The sequence below is a fragment of the Psychrobacillus syltrankelensis genome (genome assembly GCF_055454035.1).
This window is the reverse complement of the sequence record NZ_CM144227.1, coordinates 3,364,217-3,390,460: the sequence shown is the minus strand read 5'-3', so window position 1 is coordinate 3,390,460 and position 26,244 is coordinate 3,364,217. Positions and strand designations below refer to the sequence as shown.

The 26,244-nt window shown below is 33.1% G+C and carries 24 protein-coding genes and 2 pseudogenes; 1 reads left to right on the top strand and 25 read right to left on the bottom strand.

Translation table 11 applies throughout. The annotated features are described in order from the left end of the window. Nucleotides 1-79: 79 nt before the first annotated feature. From ACTSKG_RS16565 to ACTSKG_RS16540, 6 genes are all read right to left on the bottom strand, one after another. Nucleotides 80-1,141 carry an LLM class flavin-dependent oxidoreductase gene (locus tag ACTSKG_RS16565; RefSeq protein WP_464755646.1) on the bottom strand — a complete coding sequence of 354 codons (1,062 nt, stop codon included), beginning with the start codon at nucleotides 1,139-1,141 and terminating at the stop codon, nucleotides 80-82. A gap of 233 nt (nucleotides 1,142-1,374) precedes the next feature. Further along, the gene (locus ACTSKG_RS16560) at nucleotides 1,375-1,905 is read right to left on the bottom strand and encodes a YehS family protein (RefSeq protein WP_464755644.1); all 531 of its coding nucleotides are present in this window, start codon (nucleotides 1,903-1,905) and stop codon (nucleotides 1,375-1,377) included. 363 nt (nucleotides 1,906-2,268) lie between these two features. Beyond that, nucleotides 2,269-2,469: a hypothetical protein gene (locus ACTSKG_RS16555; RefSeq protein ID WP_464755643.1), complete on the bottom strand. Its 201-nt coding sequence runs from the start codon at nucleotides 2,467-2,469 to the stop codon at nucleotides 2,269-2,271. Between the two features lie 120 nt (nucleotides 2,470-2,589). Next, a complete protein-coding gene (locus ACTSKG_RS16550) occupies nucleotides 2,590-3,243 on the bottom strand; it encodes a M48 family metallopeptidase (RefSeq protein ID WP_464755642.1) in 654 nt (217 codons plus the stop codon). A 191-nt stretch (nucleotides 3,244-3,434) separates the two neighbouring features. Beyond that, complete coding sequence (sstT, locus tag ACTSKG_RS16545) at nucleotides 3,435-4,673, bottom strand: serine/threonine transporter SstT (RefSeq protein WP_464755641.1); 1,239 nt, start codon at nucleotides 4,671-4,673, stop codon at nucleotides 3,435-3,437. 1,099 nt (nucleotides 4,674-5,772) lie between these two features. Beyond that, complete coding sequence (locus ACTSKG_RS16540) at nucleotides 5,773-6,741, bottom strand: tRNA dihydrouridine synthase (protein ID WP_464755640.1); 969 nt, start codon at nucleotides 6,739-6,741, stop codon at nucleotides 5,773-5,775. 502 nt (nucleotides 6,742-7,243) lie between these two features. Between ACTSKG_RS16540 and ACTSKG_RS16535 the strand changes: the two genes are divergently transcribed. Further along, the gene (locus ACTSKG_RS16535; protein WP_464755639.1) at nucleotides 7,244-8,941 is read left to right on the top strand and encodes a M3 family oligoendopeptidase; all 1,698 of its coding nucleotides are present in this window, start codon (nucleotides 7,244-7,246) and stop codon (nucleotides 8,939-8,941) included. Nucleotides 8,942-9,584: 643 nt separating this feature from the next. On the opposite strand, the gene ACTSKG_RS16530 is transcribed toward ACTSKG_RS16535, so the two are convergent. The 19 genes and pseudogenes from ACTSKG_RS16530 to ACTSKG_RS16440 all read right to left on the bottom strand — a co-directional run bounded on the left by ACTSKG_RS16530 (nucleotide 9,585) and on the right by ACTSKG_RS16440 (nucleotide 26,205). Beyond that, nucleotides 9,585-11,741: a zinc-ribbon domain-containing protein gene (locus ACTSKG_RS16530; protein WP_464755638.1), complete on the bottom strand. Its 2,157-nt coding sequence runs from the start codon at nucleotides 11,739-11,741 to the stop codon at nucleotides 9,585-9,587. 255 nt (nucleotides 11,742-11,996) lie between these two features. Next, entirely contained in the window at nucleotides 11,997-12,971 is a 975-nt protein-coding gene (locus ACTSKG_RS16525) for a hypothetical protein (RefSeq protein WP_464755637.1), read from the bottom strand. Between the two features lie 685 nt (nucleotides 12,972-13,656). Then, nucleotides 13,657-14,817: an AlbA family DNA-binding domain-containing protein gene (locus ACTSKG_RS16520; RefSeq protein WP_464755636.1), complete on the bottom strand. Its 1,161-nt coding sequence runs from the start codon at nucleotides 14,815-14,817 to the stop codon at nucleotides 13,657-13,659. A gap of 292 nt (nucleotides 14,818-15,109) precedes the next feature. Beyond that, entirely contained in the window at nucleotides 15,110-15,238 is a 129-nt protein-coding gene (locus tag ACTSKG_RS16515) for a hypothetical protein (RefSeq protein WP_255475385.1), read from the bottom strand. A gap of 330 nt (nucleotides 15,239-15,568) precedes the next feature. Beyond that, the gene (locus tag ACTSKG_RS16510) at nucleotides 15,569-15,826 is read right to left on the bottom strand and encodes a hypothetical protein (protein WP_464755635.1); all 258 of its coding nucleotides are present in this window, start codon (nucleotides 15,824-15,826) and stop codon (nucleotides 15,569-15,571) included. 242 nt (nucleotides 15,827-16,068) lie between these two features. Continuing rightward, the gene (locus ACTSKG_RS16505; RefSeq protein ID WP_464755634.1) at nucleotides 16,069-16,917 is read right to left on the bottom strand and encodes a hypothetical protein; all 849 of its coding nucleotides are present in this window, start codon (nucleotides 16,915-16,917) and stop codon (nucleotides 16,069-16,071) included. 200 nt (nucleotides 16,918-17,117) lie between these two features. Next, entirely contained in the window at nucleotides 17,118-17,495 is a 378-nt protein-coding gene (locus ACTSKG_RS16500; RefSeq protein WP_464755633.1) for a helix-turn-helix domain-containing protein, read from the bottom strand. A gap of 117 nt (nucleotides 17,496-17,612) precedes the next feature. Next, nucleotides 17,613-17,857, bottom strand: a pseudogene (locus ACTSKG_RS16495) (tyrosine-type recombinase/integrase); the annotation flags it as partial. A gap of 262 nt (nucleotides 17,858-18,119) precedes the next feature. After that, entirely contained in the window at nucleotides 18,120-18,524 is a 405-nt protein-coding gene (locus ACTSKG_RS16490) for a hypothetical protein (protein WP_464755632.1), read from the bottom strand. A gap of 369 nt (nucleotides 18,525-18,893) precedes the next feature. Next, nucleotides 18,894-19,883, bottom strand: coding sequence for a DUF4179 domain-containing protein (locus ACTSKG_RS16485; RefSeq protein ID WP_464755631.1), 990 nt, complete (start codon nucleotides 19,881-19,883; stop codon nucleotides 18,894-18,896). Next, on the bottom strand, nucleotides 19,876-20,394 hold the full coding sequence (locus ACTSKG_RS16480) for a sigma-70 family RNA polymerase sigma factor (protein ID WP_464758054.1): 519 nt from the start codon (nucleotides 20,392-20,394) through the stop codon (nucleotides 19,876-19,878). Before ACTSKG_RS16480 ends, ACTSKG_RS16485 begins: the two co-directional genes overlap by 8 nt. Nucleotides 20,395-20,628: 234 nt before the next feature. After that, nucleotides 20,629-20,859, bottom strand: a pseudogene (locus ACTSKG_RS16475) (hypothetical protein). 321 nt (nucleotides 20,860-21,180) lie between these two features. After that, nucleotides 21,181-21,705 carry a hypothetical protein gene (locus tag ACTSKG_RS16470; protein WP_464755630.1) on the bottom strand — a complete coding sequence of 175 codons (525 nt, stop codon included), beginning with the start codon at nucleotides 21,703-21,705 and terminating at the stop codon, nucleotides 21,181-21,183. A gap of 211 nt (nucleotides 21,706-21,916) precedes the next feature. Next, the gene (locus ACTSKG_RS16465; RefSeq protein ID WP_464755629.1) at nucleotides 21,917-22,210 is read right to left on the bottom strand and encodes a hypothetical protein; all 294 of its coding nucleotides are present in this window, start codon (nucleotides 22,208-22,210) and stop codon (nucleotides 21,917-21,919) included. Nucleotides 22,211-22,329: 119 nt separating this feature from the next. After that, a complete protein-coding gene (locus ACTSKG_RS16460; RefSeq protein WP_464755628.1) occupies nucleotides 22,330-22,527 on the bottom strand; it encodes a DUF4177 domain-containing protein in 198 nt (65 codons plus the stop codon). 219 nt (nucleotides 22,528-22,746) lie between these two features. Continuing rightward, nucleotides 22,747-23,295, bottom strand: a complete 549-nt coding sequence (locus tag ACTSKG_RS16455; protein ID WP_464755627.1) for a GrpB family protein — start codon at nucleotides 23,293-23,295, stop codon at nucleotides 22,747-22,749. Nucleotides 23,296-23,536: 241 nt separating this feature from the next. After that, nucleotides 23,537-23,704 (bottom strand): hypothetical protein, encoded by a 168-nt coding sequence (locus tag ACTSKG_RS16450; RefSeq protein WP_464755626.1) that lies wholly within the window; start codon nucleotides 23,702-23,704, stop codon nucleotides 23,537-23,539. A gap of 198 nt (nucleotides 23,705-23,902) precedes the next feature. After that, nucleotides 23,903-24,355 carry a putative periplasmic lipoprotein gene (locus ACTSKG_RS16445; RefSeq protein ID WP_464755625.1) on the bottom strand — a complete coding sequence of 151 codons (453 nt, stop codon included), beginning with the start codon at nucleotides 24,353-24,355 and terminating at the stop codon, nucleotides 23,903-23,905. A gap of 1,478 nt (nucleotides 24,356-25,833) precedes the next feature. Further along, a complete protein-coding gene (locus tag ACTSKG_RS16440; RefSeq protein WP_464755624.1) occupies nucleotides 25,834-26,205 on the bottom strand; it encodes a helix-turn-helix domain-containing protein in 372 nt (123 codons plus the stop codon). Nucleotides 26,206-26,244 lie beyond the last annotated feature (39 nt).

The following is a 26,244-nucleotide window of genomic DNA, read 5'->3' as shown; positions in this document are numbered from 1 at the left end:
TCGTTACAATCGGAACCCAATATCTCATTCACTCCGCCTTTTAAAAAAGTGGGTGCTTCGATATATTTTAAACATTTCTCTATAACGTATTTTCCGTTTCCATTTCCCAACGATCAATTTCAGCTCTCACAATTGGCGCCACTTCTGTTCCTAATAGCTCTATTGCTCTTAACACATCCTCATGTGGCATAGAACCGACTGGTACATGAAGCATGAAACGAGTAATGCCAACGTTTTTACGAAGGAAAATGATTTTTTCCGCTACTGTAGCTACGTCCCCTACATATAAAGCACCTTCTAAACTACTAGCTTCATCAAACGTTTTACGCGTGTACGGTCCCCAACCGCGTTCTTTCCCAAGAACATTCATCACTTGTGCAGTTGGTGGATAAAATTTTTCTTTTGCACTTTCTGTTGTCTCAGCTACAAAACCATGAGAATGAGAGGCAACCTTCAGCTTTGAAACGTCATGACCTGCCTGTTTTGCTGCTCTCTTATACAACTCGACAATTGGAGCAAACTGTAATGGGCTTCCACCAATAATAGCTAGTACGAGAGGTAGCCCAAGAACCCCAGCTCTTACAGCAGATTGTGGTGTACCACCACTAGCAATCCATACCGGTATCTGAGCTTGAACTGGTCGAGGATAAATCCCTAAGTTGTTAATAGATGGACGATGTTTACCACTCCATGTCACTTTCTCAGATTCTCTAATTTTCAATAATAAATCTAATTTTTCGTCGTATAGCTCATCATAATCTTGTAGGTCATAACCAAATAGAGGAAATGATTCAATAAATGATCCCCTACCTGCCATGATTTCTGCACGTCCATTGGATATTGCATCAACCGTTGAAAACTCTTGATATAAACGTACTGGATCGTCTGATGATAATACGGAAACCGCACTTGTCAGTTTAATTTGTTTCGTCTGTGATGCAGCTGCAGCTAACAAAACAGCAGGTGCAGAACATGCAAAATCTTCACGATGATGCTCTCCTACTCCAAAAACATCCAATCCTACCTTATCTGCTAACACAATCTCCTCCACAACTTCACGAATACGTTCAGCGTGGCTAATCACTTTACCTGTATGTACATCTGGCGTTGTTTCTACAAACGTTGTTATTCCAATTTCCATCGTCATTGCCCCCTCTTTTAAAAATGAATTAAATTTTCCCAGTCGTAGTTCATCATACAATTATAAAAAATGATTCTCAATATTCGTGCTTGTATTGCTTCAAGGATAATCGATACAACACAAAAAAGTCCCTTCCGAAGAGAGAGACTTTTAAATCCTAAACAGATGTTATAAACACCTAAATTGATGCTATAACAACTTTACACTATTCTTTTAACAACAATGTTACGGTGCTATTCCGTTACTTTGCTAGTCGTTTTGTCTCGATGTTTTACAGCTAATCCCCTTAAGAATTTTCGTGCGAAATTATCCCCGCAAACTTTATAATTTCGATGTCCTTCTTTTCTTAAAATAGCGCCTAATTCGCCTTTTGATACAGCGATACCACCATCATCAAGGATATCAAGCATATCTTCCGTTGTTAATTGTAGTGCTACTTTCATTTTCTTAAGAAGCATATTATTAGCACTTTTTTCAGGAGGTTCAGGACTTTCTGGTTGTCCTGGTTTTGGATCTTGTTTACCTCTTTTAAAAGTAATGAAGCCATTTAAAAAGGACTCTAACATCTTATTATTGCATTTAATCTGATCCTCATTTTCCTCTACATGCACTTCTTCATCGTACTCATCTTTTGATTTTGTAAGTATTTTTGGTAAATCTTCTTTCGCTACTTCTATTCCGCCAAGTTTAAATATTTCTATCATATCTTTATTTTTTATATCTAAAGCATACCTAAGTCTAATTAATATATCATTGTTATCCATTTATAAACCTCCTACTTATGCTTTTTGTTTATACTGTAGCTCGGATTATCTATTATATCACGTAATTAACTAATATTGCGGTGCTAAGGATGAAAAGGGCCAGGTTTCAAGCCGCATGTATACTTTAAGTACATCTGGTATTCACTATTTCCAAAGTGCTTTGGATACTTGATGCATTTGGTTTGGATAATGAGAGATGAGATGCTTTCTTATTTTTTAAAAAAGCGGACGAAGATACAATTTCGTCCGCTCAACGCTTCTTTATCATAGATGCTATCATTTTTTTTCAGGTTCCACTACTCTAATCATTTATATACTTTTTCCAAAAAAGTGACCCTGCTTGGCACAGAGTCACATAGTTCATCAATGTAAGAAATATTTATAGTAAGCACCTTGAAAAAATAAGACGATTTCACCTAATACCCCTACACAAAAAAACAGAAAATAGTAGGTTGCCTTTGTTATGTCTTTACTAAATAATTCCTTAAATGCTTGAATAATTAATTGTTCGAATTTAAACCAATTTAGAATCCAACCAACCAAAAGAAAAGTAATGATTGCCATAATGAATAATCCTTTCATTTTTAAAATTTGTTGATCATTTTGGCTCCTGTTTTAAGTAACTACAAACTAAAAGCTTTTACAAGGTTAATAAGTTTTTAACTCAAAATACGGTTCATTTTTTTAAAAGGACATTGAATGCCCGTGCTTTGCCAAATAATCTTCCTTTTCTTTATAATCTGGCATAATACTTCCTACACGTCTCCAAAATGAGCGATCATGATTCATATGAATTATATGACATAGTTCGTGGATTATCACATAATCAATAACTTCAATTGGAGCCATAGCTAATCGAAAATTAAAGGATATCTTTTTATCCGAACTACAACTACCCCACTTGGTTTTAGATTCAACAATTTCTATGATTTTAGGCTTTACTTTCAGTTGTTTTTGATATATTTTTATCCGTTCTTCTACAATTTTCTTACAGCTAGTTATATAGAACTTTTTAAGATTTCTTTTAAGTATATCTTCATTTAACTCACTACTATCTATTAATTCATGAAGAAAACACTCTTTCCCAAGGTATAAGAACTTTCCTTGAGCGTGATACTCTCTTGCCTTAGGGTTTTCTCGAAATTCTCCGATTTCCTGAATCTTCTCAAGGATCCACTCCCCTTTACTTTCTATTGCACTGACAATAGTTTCTTTACTTGTGTCTTTGGGAACTTTAACAGTTATATAACCAAACGAATCTATATGAATAGATAATTTCTTCCTCTTTCCATATTGAACATTAAAATCTATCATTTTATTTCTAATTTCAACTTTCATAACTAACATCATCTTTATACATTTATTTCTAACCTCTGTCTTCTTTCTATTCTTAGGAACTCTAAATTTAACAAGTTACATAGAGCGCCTATTAAAAGGATTAACATATTTTATGCCATTCATTTTTATTTAAAAAAATGCACCCCACTGTATAGTCTATACTAACATTTGGGGTGCAGTTCCATCATTCTTTATTTTATTTTGTTGATATCTATTGTTTTTCCTTCTTTACGCCACTCTTTGTATTCAGCTGCTGCTGTGAAAAGTACATCAGTAGATGAGTTAAGAGCCGTTTCAAAAGAGTCTTGTAAGACGCCGATGATAAAGCCTACTCCAACTACTTGCATTGCAATTTCAGCTGGGATTCCAAATAAGCTACATGCTAGAGGAATCAGTAATAAGGATCCACCTGCTACTCCAGAAGCACCACAAGCACATACTGCTGATAATACGCTAAGAATGATGGCTGTAGGAAGATCTACTTGAATTCCAAGAGTATGGACCGTTGCAAGTGTCAATACAGAAATAGTGACAGCGGCACCTGCCATATTGATGGTTGCACCTAATGGAATGGATACTGAATAATTATCTTTATTCAAACCAAGGTTTTGACATAATTTCATATTTACAGGAATATTAGCAGCTGAGCTGCGTGTAAAGAATGCTGTAATACCACTTTCCTTTATGCACTTAATAACAAGCGGAAAGGGGTTTTGCTTTATATATACATATACAATGATCGGATTAACAACCAACGCAACAAAAAGCATACAACCAATTAATACAACAAGTAATTTCCCATAGCTAAGTAAAGATTCCAATCCATTTGTCGTAATGGACTCAAATACGAGACCCATGATTCCTAACGGTGCAAACTTAATAACCCATGTAACCATTTTGGAAATAGCATCAGAAACATTAGAAATCATCGTTTTTGTAGAATCAGCAGCATTTCTTAAAGCTAATCCCAGAATTACTGCCCAAGTTAAAATACCAATATAGTTAGCATTAAAAATTGCCTTAGCTGGATTATCAACCATATTCAACAACAACGATTTAAGAACCTCAACAACACCGCTAGGAGGCGTTACACCCTCAGCTCCATTTACAAGAGTTAAGCTTACAGGAAAAATAAAGCTCGCAATTACAGCAATTAATCCTGCTAAAAAAGTTCCTAACAGATATAGAATGATAACAGATTTCATATTCGTTTTGTGACCACTTTTGTGTTGAGCTATAGCTGAAATAACCAAAAAGAGTACCAACACAGGTGCAATAGCTTTCAAAGCACCTACAAACAAAGAGCCAAAAATGACTATGAACTTTGCTGTTTCCGGAATTGTTAATGCAAGAATAATACCAACAATCAAACCTATAATTATCTGTTTTACTAGACTCAACTGACTCCACTTTTTAAATAAACTTTTCATAACTTTCCCCCACTTGTTAATTTACGATATTGCTATTTTAAAGTTATTCATTACTAATAGACTTCGGCGCCTATACTATTAAATAAGTTTATAAAAAGAGCAATTAATTCTATTGAATGAACGTCACTTGAATTCCATCCCAAAAAGACATTTGTACTCAATACAAATAGTATTATACTGATTTTATTAAGAGATTACAATACTAGAATATTATCTGAATTAACATAATATTCTAATAAAAAACGTTGTAAAAAGTACTTTTATGCAATACTTTTTCCATTTTTCACTATTTTAAAATAATATATTCTTCGATTGATTCATAAAGAGATTCAGCATACCTAATAATAAAAAAAACATCAATTGAAAGTTAAAAATAAAAAGACGTAGCCACACCTTCTCGGTGAAGCAACGTCTTTTATTCTAATTAGTCATATCCCTTCAATAAGCGCTTTCGACGATTCGCTGCATTCCTTGCTTCCGTCTCCTGGGCTATCTGATCCTTCCGTAATTGCCCATTTAAGCGTGGGTCTTGTATCAGCATTGTATTCCATCCCGACGGTCCAACTTTATTACTTACTTTCTTTATTTCACCTTCGAAAAACAACATGTCCATCCCTCCCTCCTATAGATTAATCAAAGAAGACAATTTTGCCCTCTCTCTAAAATACGCAAACAACTAAGACTCACTAAGGGTATCTGCACAGTGAAAAGGAATTTAGTTAGACATGCAATGCATTTAAAAATTTAGTATGTAGACAAAATTATCTTTTGTATGTTTCCCTTACAAATGAAGAATTTTCTGAATCTCACTTTCACCAGAACCTGTATCACCTGTAAATAATGGAGACCTATCATAATAATCGCCAGTCGAGAGCCTTTCTATTTTTAGCTATTACTAGTTTTATTTATAAAATTATGAGCAGGAGTAAAAATAGTAGTTATCCATTACTTTACGAGGATAGTAGATCTATATCTGGGCAAGAAAAAGAACGAATTCCACCATTGGGAATTCGTTCTTTTTTTATACTAATTATAACTAATTTTTTGCTCATAAAACCTAAGATAATTATTGCAATTTATTTCAGCATACTGTTCGGCTTCAATCAAAATTGTTTGCTTCAAAATTATCAAGCAATGTACGTACTTCATCCGTTGATTTCGTGTTCATTAATTGATTTCTTAATTCACCAGCTCCACGAAATCCTTTGACATATATTTTGAAGAAGCGATGAAGCGCCGAGACTGAACGGGGCAATTCTTCAGAATATTTGTCTTGAAGTTCAAGTTGCAGTCTTAAAAGATCAAGGTACTCTTTACTACTATGTTCTTTTGGCTCTTTTTCAAAAGCAAAAGGATTTTTAAAAATACCTCGCCCGATCATAACCCCATCAATACCATATTGTTCTGCAAGCTTCAGTCCGGTTTCACGGTCAGGAATGTCTCCATTGATTGTTAAAAGCGTATTTGGAGCAATTTGATCACGCACTTTCTTAATTTCCGGGATTAGCTCCCAGTGTGCTTCTACTTGGCTCATTTCTTTTCTCGTACGAAGATGAATAGAAAGGTTTGCAATATCCTGTTTTAATATATGTGTTAGCCATTCCTTCCACTCATCTACTTCTGTGAAACCGAGTCTTGTTTTGACACTCACAGGAAGTCCGCCTGCTTTAGCTGCTTGAATTAATTCTGCAGCAACTTCTGGAAGAAGAATAAGGCCACTTCCCTTCCCTCTCGATGCTACATTTGGTACAGGACAACCCATATTAATATCTACGCCCTTGAAACCTAGCTCTGCCATACCAATACTCATTTGACGGAAATATTCGGGTTTATCCCCCCAAATATGTGCCACCATTGGCTGTTCATCTTCTGTAAAAAGCAATCGCCCACGCACACTTTTCTGTCCCTCTGGATGACAATAGCTATCCGAGTTTGTAAACTCTGTAAAAAACACATCCGGTCTACCTGCTTTACTTACTACATGACGAAAAACAACATCTGTCACATCTTCCATTGGTGCTAGTACAAAAAATGGCCGCGGTAAATCACGCCAAAAATTATCTGTCATTTCAAACTCAAATCCTCTCACTATGGATACAACTTCAAACTCTCGGCCAAAAATCATAACGCCAAATGTTCTACTTCTTTTACACTTATATCATGCTTAATAACTTAATATCAAACACAAGTACATTTGGACATTTATAATTTGTAAAAAACTATTGTGAAAATCAACAATGTTTATTTTAACGAAATTCGGTCATGAATGGTATTTTTATAAACAAAAAAGCAGATGGTATAGATTTTTTCTATATCAACTGCTTATCTATTATACCACCTCTAACCAAGCTACCGCTTCGCAATGTCTCGAGTGTTTGTGGCAACACATGGGGTGTTTGGTGAGTTTACACTCGTTTTATAAACTTTTACTCGTTAAGAAAGCAAATTCTAACATCTTCCCTTAAGGCATCCTTTGTTAATTATTTTTTAAAAAAGGGTTAATTACTAGCAATCTATAATATAATTATTTTAATAATTAAAATAATTATATTATAGAAGGAGAGTTATCCATGTCACAAAATATAAGTCATGATTATTATAAAGAATTAATTGATTTGCAAGATGTAGAAGGTGTCGAAGCTCAATTTCAAGGTTTGCTTGAGGTTCCGATTGAATCCATTTCTGACCTAGAAAAGTGGCTAAGGGATGAAAAAGATTTAATGATTAAAATTATGGAGGCGATGACAGGTCACCAAGTCGACTTCTACCGAAACACAGAGGATGCGGACATCAAGTCAACTTATCTACACGATCAGCAAGTCGTTCAACCACTTTTAATGAAATATGAAGCAAAACTGAATGAGAAATGCTGTGAGTCTCCTTATGTAAATCAATTAGATGAAAACCGTTACGGCTTAATGCGACGCGTTCGTGAGTCCAAAATTAAACTGTTTCGAGAAGAAAACATTCCATTGCTTGTAAAAGAACAAGAACTCTGTACTAAGTATAGTGAAATTATGAGTGGACTAACAGTTGAATGGGAGGGGGAGGAAAAGCCTTTTCCATTTATCGAATCCCAACTCGATAACCTAGACAGAGCCGTGCGAGAAAAAGCTTATCACTCAATGATATCAGCCTATCGTCAAATTAAGCCCGATATGGATGCCATTATGGATGAGCTCATTCAACTGCGCCATCAAATTGCTTTAAATGCTGGCTTTGAAAATTATCGTGATTATATGTTTGTGGTCAAAAATCGTGAGTATAGCATCCAAGATTGTTATGACTTTCATGAAAATGTAGAGAAACATATTATTCCAGCTTGGAATCGACTCGCAGAGGTTTTTAAGTCCAAGCTTGGTGTCGATACTTATCGCCCTTGGGATAACACCGCTAAACTTTTGAAAAACCCACCATACTCCGAGGTGTCTACTCTTATGGATGGCGTTTCTGAGATGTTAGGTAAGACCGACCCATATTTTGCAGACCGTTTTGATTACATGAGAGAGCATGAGTTACTAGATCTTGGAGATCGGAAAGGGAAAAGCCCAGGTGGTTTCTGTACCATCTTACCAGTTTCCGAAGATACCTTTGTTTTTGCGAACCTTAGTCCATCCTTTTTCTCTCTTATCGCATTAATTCATGAAATGGGTCATGCGGTAAATGCGTACCTTGTGTTTTCGGAGCACGGTCCTTTGGAGGAACACCAAGACCGAAGTGAAGTTGCTGAACTGTACTCTCATGGGATGGAATTGCTCTTATTGGATAAGCTGGATCAATTTTATCCAGAAGAAGAAGAATTTAAAAGCGCACAGCGGGAAGGGCTTAGACGGGCATTCACAATGTTATTCGGTCCATTGTCAGGGGACCTCTTCCAGCATTGGATGTATACGAATCCAAAACACACTGCCAAAGACCGTGATGAAAAATTCTTTGAAATCTCAAGACGTTATGGCCTCAACCCTGTCGATACTTCTGGGCTTGAGGATGCAATAGGGATGAGTTGGGTTGGCACCCTTCATTATTTCCAAGTTCCTTTCTATTCTATTGAATACTCCATCTCGATGCTTGGTGCTCTACAAATACTTGAGAATTATCGAAACAACCCAGAGAAAACTATCGAATCCTTTAAAAAAGGTGCAAGTACGGATAACAATCAATCCATCGCAGCAATTTATAAAGAAACTGGGGTCAGTTTTGATTTTTCAGAGGCAGCTGTTAAACGAATGGGGGAATTCCTAGAAAAAGTAATTCAAGACATTCATTAATAAAGTGTGAGTATGGGGACAGATCATTGTAGAGGGCAATCGGAAATTTTCCACACAAAGGTACAACTAGTGATGTTTCCTCTTATACCCTTTGATTAATAGTCAAAGGGTATATTCAAGGACTTACCTTTTAAAAATTATTTACTCCTTTTAGAACAACAAGAAAAAAGAACGAATTCCATATAACGGAAATTCGTTCTTCTTTCATTATACTAACTCCAACCAAGCGACCGTTTCACAATGCGTGGACTGCTGACGGTAGTAAAATAATCATATGAAGTGCTTGCATACACCTAAAATATCTTTAAACGCACGTTACAACATGCCGCCCATTCAATAAGGCTTTTTATAGTCTTTCATAAGCTTTGATAAAGCTTATGAATACAAACTATTTTAGATAAAGAACATTATAACATGTATAGGTATTCAAAAAAATAAGAGCAAATTATGAGCATTGTCCGTGGGGGTAGAAGGCACAGTTTATATTCATATTAATTAAAAGATAGTTCATTAAGTAAACAGGATAAAATATAGGATTCTTCACCTTCAAAGTCAAGTCTATAATGCCCCCTGTATAATCAAAGTCATAAAAGGTCTGATGTCTAAAATAAGTTACAACTCACATAAAATATGTTCATCAAAATCAAGTCCTGCAATATGGGCAACGATTGTTTCTGCTTGTTCTTTTGATTATTTGTGCTTCCCATTCATGTCCATTTTTACATTTCCACCAGATCTTTTTACCTGACCCTCGAGTAACACTATTTGGTGTTAATTTTCCATTTTTAGTAGGATGCCATTCCCTTGCTATTTCTGGGAATAGGCTTTGTAGTGACGTATCGAATGTCGCTTTTTTCCCCGAACAAAAAGGACAGCCTGTGCCGTTTGTTCTATGAGCTATGACGGTTTCCCACTCATGACCTTTTTCACACTTCCACCATACTTTTTTATTAGAACTTTTCGTTACATCGCTTGGTAATAGGCCTAAATTTTTTAGAGAGTCCCATTCTTTCGAAATCTCCGGAAATAAATATAATAATGAAGTTTCAACAGTTACTTTTTTTCCTGAACAATAAGGACAACTTCTTCCTTTTATTCTATTTCCTATTGAAGAGATCCACTCATGTCCTTTTTCACATTTCCACCATACTTTTTTGTTAGACTGCGGTTTAAAGTATTCTGGAAGTAGATTCTCATTTTTTTCATAATTCCATTGCTTTGCTAATTGAGGGTTCTTTAAAAGCAGGCTATCCTCTTTAGTATTATTAATAAAATTTTTTGCAATGCTAATCTTATCTTTTTCAATATCTATGTTTTTAATTAGATCTTCCATCTTTTTATTCTCTTCAACAGTAATTCCTATTTCAGTTTTTATAAATTCAAAGATCTCCATCAAACTGTTTTTTATAGAATTATTTCCACCATATTCGCAATTAATTAACTTACAATTACTACTATCAATTTCCGGTAGTTTTTCCCCTCTTTCGGTTTCTCGGATTCTAATTAATACAATGTCATTTTGTTTAAATATTCTATTCTTTTTTTCATCCTGTTGAACTTTATTTTTATGAAAGAATATACCATCATATTCAATTACAAGATTTAATTGTGGAATATAAATATCAGCTTCAGGAGAACTTTCAAGTTCGGAAAAAACAAACCTATTCTCGCAATTCTGAAAAATCGACTTTAAATAAAAATAAAATATTTGTTCTTGAAAGGAGGTGCTTCTTTCCTTATTACATATTGGACAATTTCTACCATTACTCCTATGGCTTATTGCTGCTTTCCATGAGTGTCCTTTACTACAAATCCACCATACTTTCTGGTGGGAAAACGGGGTTACTTCCTCGGGAGTAATACTATTTTTCTTATAATCCCATTCGCCTAATATGAATTCAGATGAATTGTTTTCCAGAGAATTTTCACTCCATGCTTTTTTTCCTTTACAATAAGGACAACCATGATTATATCTGTTTCTGTTCGATATCGATGTTTTCCACTCATGTTTCTTTTCACATTGCCACCAAACGACCTTTGAAGAACTTGGTGTTACATCTTGGGGAGTTAATTCATTATTTCTCACTGGATGCCAATCTTTAGCTAATTTTGGATTCACAGTTAATAACGATCCTCTTATTGCAATTTTATTTATTATGTTTGAATTGACCCTTTTATGTTTTCCACAATCCGGACACTCTGATTTAACCCTACTATTTAATTTAGCTCTCCATTCGTTTGTACAGTTTATACACTTCCACCAAATATATTTTTTATAAGAAACTGATACTTCATTAGGCTGTAGTGTACCGTTTTTTGTAGGATGCCATTCTCGAACTATATCAGGGTAATTCATATACCAACTTCTTCTTTTATCAGCTAATGCTTTCTTTCCACAATCTGGACACCCTGTTCCACCAGACCTGTTTCTTACTACCGCTTGCCATTCATGGTCTTTTTCACACTTCCACCAAACTTTTTTTCCTGAACCTCGGGTAAGATCTTTCGGTGTTAACTTTCCATTTTTAGTAGGATGCCATTCTTTGGCAAGATTCGGATATAGAAATTGCAATGAAGTTTCATCTGTTACTTTTTTTCCTGAACAGTAAGGACAACCATTTCCTTTTGCTCTATTTGCAATAATTGCTTCCCACTCATGACCTTTTTTACAAATCCACCATACTTTTAAGGAACTTCCAGCAGTAACTTTTTCGAGGCTTAAACTATCACTATTTTTATCATAGTTCCATTCACTAAATAATTCCGGGAACGTGTTTTTCAACAAATTATCTTTAAGCAATATGTATCCTCCTTTTTGACTCGCACAGATGCTGCCTCTGACGATTCCCTTAGTTCAATGTTTTACCTTCTTTCCAGCAATTGTTCCATTATAAAAAAAGTCACGGAGGTATGAAACTTTAGTTGAATAGCAATAAAGTCTGTCTCCTAACCAGCCTTGTCTGCTAACGCACCTGTTAATGTAAGTACATTTTTTAACAATCTTTTTTGTTAGAGTATCATAATATTGTTTACACTTTTTATAAATCTACAGTAATTAATAATCTGGATTGGTATTAATACTTATTTCCTCAACTTCCTCTTTAATCAACTCTAACTTCCGATCCATGACCTCAAGATAATGATGAATCTTTTCATAATATTCATCTGTAATTTCTTCAAAGCTGGAATATACAAGGACTTCGTCCTTTACTTCTTGAATTAATTTTTCCAACACATTGAAATTAGTATAGAGTGCATTTTCCTCGTTCAAAGTTTCAAAAAGCATTTCTCCATAAACTTCTTCTATTCTCAACATATTTTCATGACACTTTTCACTAGTTTTTCTAATCATCTTCTTAATTTTATTTGTTGCTCTATCCCATTTTTTAAATTGCTTTTTATTCCCCCTACGTAGATGCTCTATAAAATTGAAAAAATCTGTTTTTTCTTCTGTTGTTAAATCAAGGTGTTCATCTACCCAACCATTTACATCAGCAAAGAACTTAGTTATGTCATAAACAAATATATTTCGAACTTTCTTTGTCAGTTTATGAGAGGGAATATACTTATTTACTTCGTCATTTATCAAAACATGTAGGTCTCTCCTAAAGACTAAATAAGATTTTTCAAGTTTGAGATACTTCTCGGTATATCTGAAACCATTGAATCTTATCAATGATCTCTCACCATAACCAGTTCTTCCTGTCATTCCTTGAACCAATCCAATATAAGACAGTAAATCGTCTTTGTCCCAAGATGTTGGTTTATATATTTCTGCCAACCCTTGTAAACTTCTATATTGTTCTTTTCTTCTATGAAACATATTTTGAATTTTAGTTGACATGTTGTTTATATACACACTTATTATAAAAAGAAATAGTGCATAGAATAGACTTATTATAAAAGCAATTTCTTCACTGTTTCGTTTATAGAAATATAAAACTATGCAACCAACTGTAATAATAAAGACAAGGGCGTAAGCAATCTTTTTATATATTAATTCACGAAACGTGAATATTTTAAATTTCATTTTCTTCCCAATCCTTCTTAGTGTATTTTTTCAAAACGTTATCACCACACATAATTGTGAATATCCAATACAAGACAATCTGATTATTAGAATGGATCTTGAATCAATGTATTTATTTCCGATTTCCTCATTGAACTTATGCACTCCTCTCATCATTACCATCTCTATTATTACTACTATATCAAAAGTTAATTATAAGGGAGGGAGGTCATTAAATAAAAAAGGTGCAATTAATTGATCATTTAGCAGCTTACTATTTAAAATAATGAACTTCTTATAGAGAGAATAAAAAAAGACCAAATCAATATCTGATTTGGTCTGCATACTAGCATTTTAAACTTTTTTACTTCATTATGAGCATTTGCTTAAATAGTATTTATAAACCATTGATATAACAACGATTGATTAGGCTTATTACATCATTCCGCCCACTTACTAATGCTATTAATAGCCTTTCACAAACTTTTAAACCCTTAGAGTCAATAGATAAAGAACTAGTAAAGGTTTACATATGATTTGTCTGTGAATACTTTCATACTATTATTCCTTTAGGATATATTTGTTAAAGCCATTATTATTTAGAATAGCATCCTTGGATATTTTCTTATAGTTCACTAGATTTTAAGAGTTGCCTAAGCAACCCAATGTTCTTTAACCAAATACCCGTTGGTCTATGTAGCTTGGTTCACGCCATCGCCTTAATAATTAAACTTCCGCTTATTTCATCCGGAAAGTTCTCAGCAAAAATTTGATAATGAATGGGTATTTCGGTATTAACAAGATTTGGAGCAAGAGCAATCCGAATGTTTTTGGCAAGGATAGCAGTTGGTAGCTTATGCCGAATAATATCAACTGTATCCGTAATGATGTAGGAAGTGTCGGTTTGCTCAATATCAAAGTAATAATATGGTTTGCTATTAAATAAGTTAGTTTTATCTTCTGGATCTTCATATATTCTATCTGCTATATTGAGTCCTTCCAGAAGGGGAAATGTTACTCTTATTTTACAATTTCTCAATGGTTCTGTTCCTTGATTATGTACATGAATGTTAATATGTTGTCCTAATTGTTCAAACATATAATAACCATCATGCCTACAATACTTTTCTTTTGTATTTTCTAACATTTCAAGTAATTCTTCCTCTGTTCTTTGATTAATCGGTTTTTCACGGAAAATATCACGACTAGCTATTGCACTAACATTCAACATCCCATTTTGTAGTTTAGAATAAAAAGGAGACCTCCTTTTTGAAATCTCATTCTTTATCCTACGTTGTTCTTTATCAGATGGTACATTTTCAAATTCATCTTCGCTTAATGTAGGTAATACTATCAATTGATCCTGTTTCTCATTAATACCTACAAGAATATCGCGACGATTAACTTTCTGCTTGTTCAAATACATTATATCTAACTCTTTTCTATTAGCAAAACGGGTGGAAGTACCGTTTCTTATAAAAATATTTCCTTGTATATACGGTTTATTTTCTTTCTTTAATAGATATGGTGGATTATTGCAAGGTCCAATTTCAAAGATGCATATGGTTTTCTCTTCAATCTGGACATATTTAATATTGAATGGAACTGCAGGTTCAATGTTATGGTCAATCAGTTGATGGTAATTTGCTACATCTCCGATTTGTTCACGATTCACATCGAAATAATCTTTATCTCCATGCGTTTCCTTTACACCAATTACGATGTAGCGATATGGATCATTTGATAAAGAATTTGCCATGGCTATCACATCTTTAAGAAATTCTTGTTTTGCTTTCCCATACCCTTCCTTTTTAAAATCAAGTGTTAATGATTCTCCTTCATTTTCGATACGAAACTCAATTGGCATCAAGATTACCCTCTCACTTTCTTTTTACTCTAAATAGTCTGTTTTTTATAGTTTATCAAAGTTAAATGTAAAAAGGCTATGTTAAAGTTATTGGTTGATTTTGAAATGAAAAGTTAAGGCTGAGGAACTTCGCATTCAAAGTGACAAGATTATACATCTTATTTTATAGGAAAATAAAAATGCACATAAAAATGAGCTGGAAATGTATCTCCAAGCTCATTGTATTTTACTTTAAGTTTTTTTTTTCTAAAGCACCTCGTTAGTTCAACAAGAAACTCAGTACTGGTAATAATTAAAGCATTACTTTTTTTTCAATCGCTTTTATCCTATCTTCTAATTCTTTATTTTTCTTTCTTACTTTGTCTACATAAAATGCAGAACTAAAACCAAACCCTAAAGCTAACCATGTAATAAATTCCATTTTCAATCTCCTATCATACTCATTTACTGTCCAGTGACATTAAAGTTCGTAAACCAATGTTTTTCGTAATGTTATAGTTTTACCAATACAATACGCAGTAATTCTATACTTATGATCGATTATTTCGGAAATCGAATCTTTAACTAACGCACCCGTTAGCCATCCATGCAGCACAAAATAGTGCTGCACCACAGAGAATGAAAATGGTTAGAGGAGTCAATACTAGTAGTCCACTGAAAACAATAGACTTATTAATGTACGCTCTCCTCTTTTTTTTACGATTACGCAGGGGTCTTCTTAAGTATTGTCATTTTTCTTTTCTTGAAGTAATTAATTTTCATGGTAGTTGAATAAGGATATTAAAATCCAAAAAGAAATTGGAGCTATCACAAAGAGCAGAATGAATAACCAAATTATAACTTCTCTTTTCTCGAACCATGCTTTTATAAATTCTTGTCTTATTTTTTTATTAAAAATGCATACTCCGATAATTACTAATAAAGCAATTAGTTCTCCATATTTAGTATATTTTAGAAACGGTATTGTTAATGCAATTAATAATATTATTCCATATGTTTTATTTGTCATTTATATCCTCTTCTAATTATACTTTTTACTGTCATTATACCATTTTATGTCTCTTTCTTATTCAACTAAACTGCTTCGTTAGTTTAATAAGAAAAAGAGCTTTACTCCTTCTTGAAGTAAGCACCCGTTAGCTTAATTACAATCTTTCACAAACTTATTAACACTTTGATTTACTGAAATAGCTCAAATAAAAAGAAACGTTTCCTTCTCTGAAAGAAACATCCCTTTTGTAAGAACTATATTCATTCAAACGTACGGCATTGTTTATCGATTTCTTCTGACGAAATATGTTTCTTTATTTTCACATTTGTCACTTGTAACCCTGTTAGGTTAGAATCACTTATAGAAAAAGTAAGTTTATCATAATCACTACCGTGGTGTCCGGAATAGTTTAAAGCACTGGCAAAAACGAGATGTCTCCTAGGATCTCCATCAATGGGTTCAATTTTGATTTTTGGACACATAAAAAATTCCGCATAAGATGGGCCCAATTCATATAAATAACGTGTAAACAATGCTTCTTCTAGTAACTCTTCTTTAGTTGGTCCGTCCACTTCTTTTCTCCACCCCACCATTAGCCAATCATAAAGAGATTGTGACTTTAATCGCACTTTTTGCCCATTTTCAGAAACGATTAATTCCCCTTCTTTAAGCGTGCAGGTTTTGCGTTTATTGTCAACTACGCATGTATAAGCGGGTTCAATAGTGATCACTTCATTATTTGCCATTTTTAACGTCAATTTATTGGATGGATTATCTAAAGATACCTCGATTTTTCCATTCACTCGGTCAGATTTATTAAGCCAGTAAACCACTTTTCTGAGTACACGTTCTTGAAAACCATCATTGATACTGAATACACGCTGAAGTCCGGAATTATTTTCAACTTTAATGTTTTGAACATCATTATGCACTAATGAATGCGTCATCAATTGTTCCAAAAAAGGTTGATTGGTATTCTTTTTTGTTTCAGTCATTTGGCTGGCTGAATTAATTAAATTTACTTGTTTAGGTGCTTCTTGCTTTGCAAAGACAACAATATTATTTACAAGAAATATGATACAAAAAAGCACGTAGAGTTTTTTCTTCAATAAAGCCCACCCTATTCTTTATAGGTATCTTTCCCGAATATTGTTCAACTATCCTGCCGCGTTAGTACAATTAGAAAAAGCTACCCTTAAAGGCAGCCACTTGATTAACTGTAGCACCCGTTAGCCATCTATGAAGCCCTACTTCACCACAAAATATGGAAGGAAATTACGTTCTTCCACTTTTAAAATCAATTTCTTTATTAGTCGTTATTACGATTGAAAAATTCTACTGCAAACTTGATGCTATCAATAAATTTTTCGCGTTTTTCTATATCCATTTCAAGTGCTTTTGTCATTAAATCCGTAAAAAATACTGATTGTTCAACGGTTAAGTAACTAAATATAGGATGCATTTGTTCACTCTCATATGTACCTTCATCATCAAAAAAATAACTGACTGGTACATTGAAAATAGTCGCTACTTCATAAAGTTTTTCTGCTGTTAAGCTATTACTACCACTTTCCCAAGATGCAATAGTGGTATTAGATAAATTTAGTGCTTTTCCCATCTCTGCTTGTGTTACTTTTTGGGATTTTCTTAATTTCTTTATTTTCTCTCCTACACTAACACTATCCAAAATTCACCCCATCCTTATCGACCGAATAGACGTGCGAAAAATTTAACTAATCTGCTGCGTTAGTTAAAATACACCCTATGTCTATAATTCTATTAAATTGGCAATAATCCTTTAATATTACTGTTTTAGGGTGAATTGAATTGTTACTGTCAAAAGCATGGGCTTCGTTTGAAGCGGATAAGCGAATAGAAGGCTTTTCTCCACAAACGTTAAAGGCCTACCAGCCCCATAAGACTTTTGTATGACTTCAATAGGAGCTCCATTATCAACAAATGATTTGCGTAGCTATGTCGAAGTTGATGTGGATGAATCTCTTTATTAATTTCCGCACGATTGGAAATACGCTTGATGATGTAACGCATTTGAAACTACCAAGATCTATGCTCAGTTAAGTGGAAGGTTAAGAAAAGAGTACTATCAGAAGTACTTTTAAATGAAAAAGGAGCAACGTCTTAGAGGACGTTGCTCTACTTGACTAAAGCACACGTTTGTTTAAGTGAAACTCTTAACATTATCTCGGAAAGTTCACCGTCTGTTTAGCTTATTCGGTATAGGTAAAATACTCTCAATATCCTGAAGTAAAACCAACGATTGTTGACTTGACTTGTTCTACTGAGTCCTCAGTTAGTTGGATTTGCGATTTGGATTACGTTCAATAAACTCCTCGATTTCATCTTTTAACTTATAAACAAGGTGGAAATAATGTTTTTCTGTAAGAGGACCTTTGGTTCTCCACTTTTGCATTTCTTTATAGTGAAAATCATAAAAATAGACCTCTATATCCCTTCTTGAAATTCCTTGTTTTTTCGCCATGTCAGCAATAGTAAGACCTTCTTTCCAATACTTTTCATACTCATCACGGCTTAATTTCAAAAAACTAGATAATGCATCATAATCGTATTTGATATGGTAAACTACAGTTCCTTCCTCATTTACACCTTGCTTTGGCTCCTTATTTTCTGCATAAACCACAGATGAAATAGTTAATAATATGGTAAAGAAAAGAAGTAATCCTTTAATAACATTCAAGATATAGAACCTCCACATTTTTTTGTATTTCCTTTATTGTGTGAGGTTTCATAAATGTTATGTCTTTTTAAAAAAAATAAAATTATTTTCTCTAGTTGAGCAAAAAAAGAGCCGCAAAAGCAGCTCAACGATTTTTACTAAGCACCCGTTAGCCATCCATGCAGCACAAAATAGTGCTGCACCACAGAGAATGAAAATGGTTAGAGGAGTCAATACTAGTAGTCCACTGAAAACAATAGACTTATTAATGTACGCTCTCCTCTTTTTTTTACGATTACGCAGGGGTCTTCTTAAGTATTGTCATTTTTCTTTTCTTGAAGTAATTAATTTTCATGGTAGTTTAAGAAAGAACAATAATTCCTCTTGAGCTTATTCACTTTCTTTAAGGGGAATCTCCATTCTTAATTCTTCAATATTTTTACTTGTACTACTAATGTATGGCTCAATAATTAAGTAATCTGGAATATGCTTTAATGGTTCATACTGGACACTCGTATCCAGTGTTATTTTTCCATCTATATTTTCACAATCACTACAACCACCGCCACCAGCACTTATTTCCTTTAACACATTTCCTTTATCATCATATAAGCGAAAACGTATAATTTGGTTTAATTCTTCAGCATTAATTGGTTCGGTTAAATCAAAGTTTATTTCTGTTGTTGCTGATGTAAAAGTTACTTTTTTCATTTCAATTTTATAATCTTTAGAAGTAGCTTCGTCCATAACAAGAAACGATTCTCCCTCAATTTTAGTAATCGGAATGTTCAAATTCCAGTTTCCTTTCTTTCCATTAAACTCATCGAAAGATATAGAAAAATTAAAAGAATCCCTTTTCAATTCATTAGGAACAATAAAACTGATTACCCCAGCATAATCCTTGTTATTAATAAACTCTCCTTGACTGCCTGCCCCACCATAAAAATCCATTTCATCAATTTTAAATGATGCGTTACCAAAAGGTAACTCATTCGAATAATTTGTAATGATAAATCCTAATGAAAGTCTGCTACCATCATAAATGGCTTCTCTAATTATAAAAGATGATTCTCCAACTGAAAATGCTTCATTTGTTATTTGAGATAAACCAGATTTATCTGCTTCTTTCAATCCATTATCTCCTACCATTTCAAATATTGAACCTATAAGTGGAATTGATTTTAATGTATTAGCAAATGCAGGAGAAACTGAGCTTGCACCAAACATCAAAACACCAATCATTGCTACTGCGATTAACGGATTTTTAATTCTTCGTTTTTGATTCTCTAATTTCGCTTTCCTTACACCACGTTTTGACCTTTCATATAATTCTTTTGGAATCACTATTTTATTTAACTCGTCATTTATTTTATTACTCATAGCTACCAGCCTCCTTTAACTCTTTACGAAGTTTATTTAATGCACGATATAATACTGATTTCGCAGTACCAAGTGGGATTTCTAATACTTCTGATATCTCGTTAAAAGTGTAATTTTGATAAAACTTTAATAGAACAACGCTTTTTTCATCGTATTGTAAGGTATCTATCAATTCTTGTAATGTAATTGAAAGCAGAACATTTTCATCATCTGAAGCAATGATTTCTTCAAAGTTCGGTTTAAATTGAAGCACTTTCTTATTCTTTTTCACAAGATTAACTGCACAGTTAATCGTAATTCTCATTAACCACGTTTTGAAATATTCTGGTTGTTTCAATGTATGTATCTTTTTAAATGACTGATAAGCTACTTCTTGAACGATATCTAAAGCATCTTCTTGATTTTTCACATATACAAAAGCCATTCGATAAATGTCTTCCTCATATTCTTGGAAAATCTTTATAAATGCTTTATCATTCCCTTTCTGAGCTTTTTTCACCAATTGTATTATCGCAGTTCACCCTCTCATTTTTTGTCTTACACCTATTAGACAATACAAAGTTCAATTTAGCTTAAACTTTTATAATGAAAATAAAAAATCGCCTTAAAGACGATTTTTAGAAAGTTAAATTATCCATTTCTGTATGCTCTTATTGAACTAACCTGCCGCGTTAGTTTAATAAGAAAATGCTTTATGATCTTCAAGTAAAGCACCAGTTTGTTTAAGTACATTTGAAACCAACAGTTATCCAAAGTGATTATGAAAACACCAAACAACAAGAAACATACTCACTATCCCCCAAGCAGTGGTACTTCATATCCACCAAATTACGGATTTAGCTTTTGATGAATTTTCCTCGTCTTCCATATTTGCTTTTATAAAAGCGACCTTACTTTCCATACCTTTTTTCATAGAAGTGAGAACAACAAATCCAATTATTATGAAACCAATAGTTATCCAGAGTAATAAGTCCACCTTTTATACCTCCTTTTTTTTGGTGAATTACTTTCCTTTCAATCTTCTTTATTCAATTATCCTGCTTCTTTAGTTTAATAAGAAAAAATGCTTTACTCCTTCTTGAAGTAAAGCACCCGTTAGTTCAATAATGCAAACTAAAATGCAATATAGAAAGGTGGAAGTTTATCATCTTAACAATATTCAATACTTTGTCTGAAATTTTTCCCAAATGACCTTTTCCAATGCTTTTTCAATAGGGAAATAAGCAAAATTGTTGACTTAAACGTATCTAAAGGTTCAACGGGTGGATTCCGAATTTCAAAAAACGGATAAGTTTTTTTAATATAAATCTTTTATTCCTTTTGGTACATTTTCTTTTTTTACAATAGTCCAAATATGTTGAGAAATGGTGATACCAGATGTCTCTCCAATATTATTTACAGCAAGTGTTTGTTTTTTCTGAGGTTGGTTATCAAACTCAACCTCAAGATGATGGTCTATTATTTTATACCCAAGAAAATTACCAGATGTCCCTACATAGTCTACTTTGGCTCCGCCAGTAGCATAGTAAATGAGATCTTCTTTATTCCAATCAATTTGGTGCTCCATTGAAGCTACTCGTTCACCTTGATAAACATATTGTTCAGAGAAAGACTCCCAATCTTTTTGATTAGTAAAAACTATGATCTTTTTAGGTGGTTCTTGATTAAATTTATGTACAATAAATCCTTGAAAATAGATTTCGTATGGTATTTTACTTTTAAATGCTAATTTTTCATCTTGATGGGGCGAGTGAGTAGAACAAGCAGATAACACAAAAACGACAAAAAAAAGTAAAGTCCATACTTTGAATATTTTTTTCATTTCTATCTCCTCAACTTTCGCATTTAGTTTTTAGTTCTGATGATAGTAATGACATTGATTTCGCATAGCTTTTATTATGAGGCACTAATAAAACATTTATCACCTTAATCCCTCTGAAATACTATTGGATTGCAATTTATTCGTATTTTTATCTTATAAATATTCGATACAAAGAATGGAACTCCTTCTTCAACTAACCTGCTGCGTTAGTTCAATAACAATTTAATCTATCGTTTAAAAGTCCTTTAAAACGCTGCCGTTCTTCTTTGTCCCTTAACAATTTTCTAACCATTTTTCTCGATGAAAAATATCGCCTAATTTCTTTATCTCCTTCTACCAATTTAAGTATTGATGGTTCAGTAAGCATTAGTTCTTGGAACCAGTATTTTTCTTTAACTAAACTTATATTAACATCAGTCTTTTCTTCTTTTGAAAGGGTGAGGTACTTAACATAAGAAAAAATATCTTTAATTGTTTCCCATATTGCTTGTTCATTTGTCTTCATTTAATTCCCTCGTTTTATATTTTTGTTGTTAAACTAACCTGCGGCTTTAGTTCAATAAGAAAAAAAGCTTTACTCCTTCTTGAAGTAAAGCACCCGTTAGTTTAAGTTATTCACATAGTTTATGTTAGTTGGGGTCTTTCAAAAATTATTTCATAGTAAGTGCCTACCCCAACCCCAGAAGTAACGAAGTCAGGAGCGAAAATCTGAACAAATCTCCAACCTTCTTTTGCGTGATTTTTAATTACTTCTCGATAATCCTCAGTTGGTTTCCCTGATAATCTTTTAAATTCAACTTTAACAAACTTATATTCGTACATTTTTGATTCCCCCTATCACTGTTAATAAATAATTTACGATTATTAAATCGTAAAAGTTCTAATTAAACATAGTGAAAACGCCTAATTGCGATAATCATCTTTTGCTAAATGCTGCGTTAGTTCAATAAGAAAAAAGGGTTTACTCCTTCTTGAAGTAAAGCACCCGTTAGTTGAATAATATACTAAAAAATATTAATTATTTTAGGCCCAATAAATACATTATTTCATAACTCTCTCTAATATCTTACAAACAAATTTAGTTTTACCCTCTGTGTAAGTTGCTCTGTCTATCGCATTCTTTGCCAAATCTCTCTTTAACTGTTCATATTCAGCAACTGCCTCTGAATTGTTACGAAGATAATTTCTAAATGCCAAATGTCTGGCTAGTTCTTTACTATCTTTATTGCACACATATAAATGATGTTCAATCCAATTTGTATTTTTTTCATCCCACGGAACTAATGTATCCTTTCTTCCAAAGGCTTCTCTACCCTCAAAACTCCAATTTTCTTGATGATAGTAACCTATCTTTTCAAGACCTTCTATAACAGCAGGCAAAACAGAATAATCTTCTATTACTACATCTATATCTAGAATTGGTTTGGCACCAAGCCCTTTAACTGACGTGCTTCCAACGTGTTCCACACATATTATTAAATCACCTAAAGTTTTTTTTAGGAAATCTTCTAATAATATGAAGGATTTTTCCCATTTTTCATTGTATGTAACTATTTCAATACCAGACTGATTATTCTCTTTTACTGACATCTTATCCCTCCAAATGTTTCACAATTACTAAAAGAAATCTTTTTTACACTTCTACAAGTAATAAACAATATCCTTCTTAAACTAAACTGCACCTTTAGTTGAATAAGAAAAAAGAGCTGTCTAATCAGCTCAAGGATCTTCAAGTAAAGCACCCTTTAGCCAAAGACTTATTTACGCTCCCCTCTTTTTTAAACGATTAAGCAGAGGTATTCTAAGAATAACAAGTTTATTCTTAGAATTATCAAGTTCTATCTTTCTTTAACAGTTGGATAATTTCCTTATTTTGCTCGACTTGAGTTTCGCTATTTTTTTTAATCTGATAAATCCATATTGATAGAAAGACCAATAACACAGGTACTGCAATAGTAATCAATAAAGAAAAAATACCTAACATACTTGCTGCATACATAAATGTCACCTCCAAGAAATTTTACTTACCATAACAATTTGAATCATATTTCTTCTTCAACTAAACTGCGGCTTTAGTTTAAGTGTAACATTTCACAATGCATATCTGAGATCATTTTAATGTTTTGAACATAAAAAATTGACCATCAAAATGATGGCCATATTTTGCTAAAGCACCCGTTAGTTTAAGTGAAAAAATTCACAATTCGACTCTAGAGATTACCCCGCTATAGAAAGCTTTCCAGCTATCGTCGTCCTGCTTCTCGGCTCGATATAATTTTAGAGTACCTTTATACAAATGCCCTTCAACATCTTTTGTAAATTCGAAGAAATCGGGTTGTTGTTGTAATTCATCTAAATCGGTATAAAATAATTCAGTTTTATAAATAGGTAATCCAGAAGGTGTCTGTAAATATTCTTCCGTAGTTAAGTATGAAACACCTTGAGAATCTAAAACTGTTAATGGAGTCACTGATACAACTTCTTCTTTATCCGTATCAGGTAAAGTCTCAACTTCTACTGCTTGTCCATTAGTTACATCTTCCATCTTCTCTTCTTTTGCTTGTACTTGTTCTTCTGCTTCCTCATTTGCACTACACCCAGCTAACACAATAGCTCCAAGTAAAATCCCCGTGTAAAGATATTTTTTCAATATTCTCACTCCTTTATATCCATTTTATCATAAGAAATCAATTGTTCTTCTAATTATTAAAAATCCAAATAACCTGTACATAACATCCCCCTTTCAATTCCTAGTTCATTAAGTCGTTACTGATATTTATTCTAGAAAATAATAAGTTTTCCTTCTTCAACTAAACTGCCGCGTTAGTTTAAGTGTAAACCTTCACAAACTTGTTCTCATTTTAATATAAATATCCAGTTGAGGTGAATTTAATTTAATCAGATGTAGGATACGTGTCACCATACCATTTCACTATAAATCAACCTTTACCTTTAACATAGCCATACTTAATTACAATTAATTACGAGAGTGATTTTCTGTATTCTTTGTCAGTATCGATGATACTATTTTCTCCTTAATTAAATCCCAAATGAGACTCTTCAAGCATTTCCCACTATTTTTCTCTATTTCTTCTTCACGTTTTTAGTAACAACTGTTTTTCCTCATATATCTCTCAACTTACCCCTATTTAATATATTGCGGTTTGTGACAACTCTAAATCATTTCCACAATAGATTTTCGTTTAGCTGAAGGAATGCTTTTTTCTGCTAAGGTTAACAAATCATGCTTAACTCTCCTTTTCCCACATCAGTTATGATCCCCATATATTTTTCCAATCCATTTAAATGCTTTATTCTGGCTTCCTTCTATAAATAGCCGCTCCTCCCTGTCATGGTTTTTCTCAAATATCCATACAATCAACTTCTCCCATTTTGTCTATCTTTTTCGTATTACCTATGCTTTTTTAGCTGTTATTGGCTTTTTGCTTCGGTACTTTTCCCTCATTTCTATGCTTTGTTTGGAGTTTCCTAATGTAAAGTGCTTCAAGATACAGCAATCACATTGTTTCTTCCTTGGGAAAAATAGAAAAGTTAGTGGGAAAAGCTTAGGAAATCAGCTTCTTAAAAGTCTGCGGTACTATGTTCTTTGCCCTTATCGTTAACCTGTAGCTTCATCCTTAGAATGGTTAGAAACAATTTGAGAAAAATGTGTTGCGAAGAATGTGTGGATAGGATAGGTATACATTCACTTATTGTTGAGGACATGTTGTGTAATAGTTGTGTAACTTTTATAAAAGCTTAGTTCAAAATGATAATTTTTGAATAAGTACTTATCAACTTGTGTGGAAGAATTGGTGATTTGTTATGCAATAGTTGTGTAACTTTTACTGCAAACGAAAGTAACTTGTAGAGAGATGGGTTTAAAAAACGTTCAGTGCAATACTCTGCACCATCCATGAACACATTTGAAAAATACAAGGTTCGGAAGTCTTTGGATTAATCGTTCGTTTGGCTTGAGCAGCCAATATCTATTATTTGTCCAATAAATTTACGTGATTTTCTACTTGGACAATTAAAGCTTGTTATTTTGAACGTACTGCTTATTAGCAAACTTATTGTAGTTACAAATGGACACGATTAAGTTATAAATGTGATAACGCAACTCAACTACTTTATATAGAATGTAGCAATGATAAGCAACTCCTCTAAATCGTCCAATAAAGTCTGTGCTAATTCACTTCTCCTAGTTGATGAGGACGATGTTACAATATATTTAGTTGTTGAAATATGCCATCTTTCTTTTTCCATTGATAGTGGTTCTAAAAAAAAGTTTAATGGGAAATTTAGGTATTCTGTTATTTTCACCATATTATAATGATAGATTTCGTGCTGAGACATTTCGCCTGCTATTATACAATGCAAAGTTGATGTAGATATGCCAGTTAATCTTGATAGCGATGTTATCGTGTACCCTTTTAAACGAATAAAAGCTATTATGTTCTTTCCAATTTCTTCTCTTATAAAACGGGGATATAGCATCTACTTGAATCCTCACTAGTTTATTTTTATTGGTGTTTT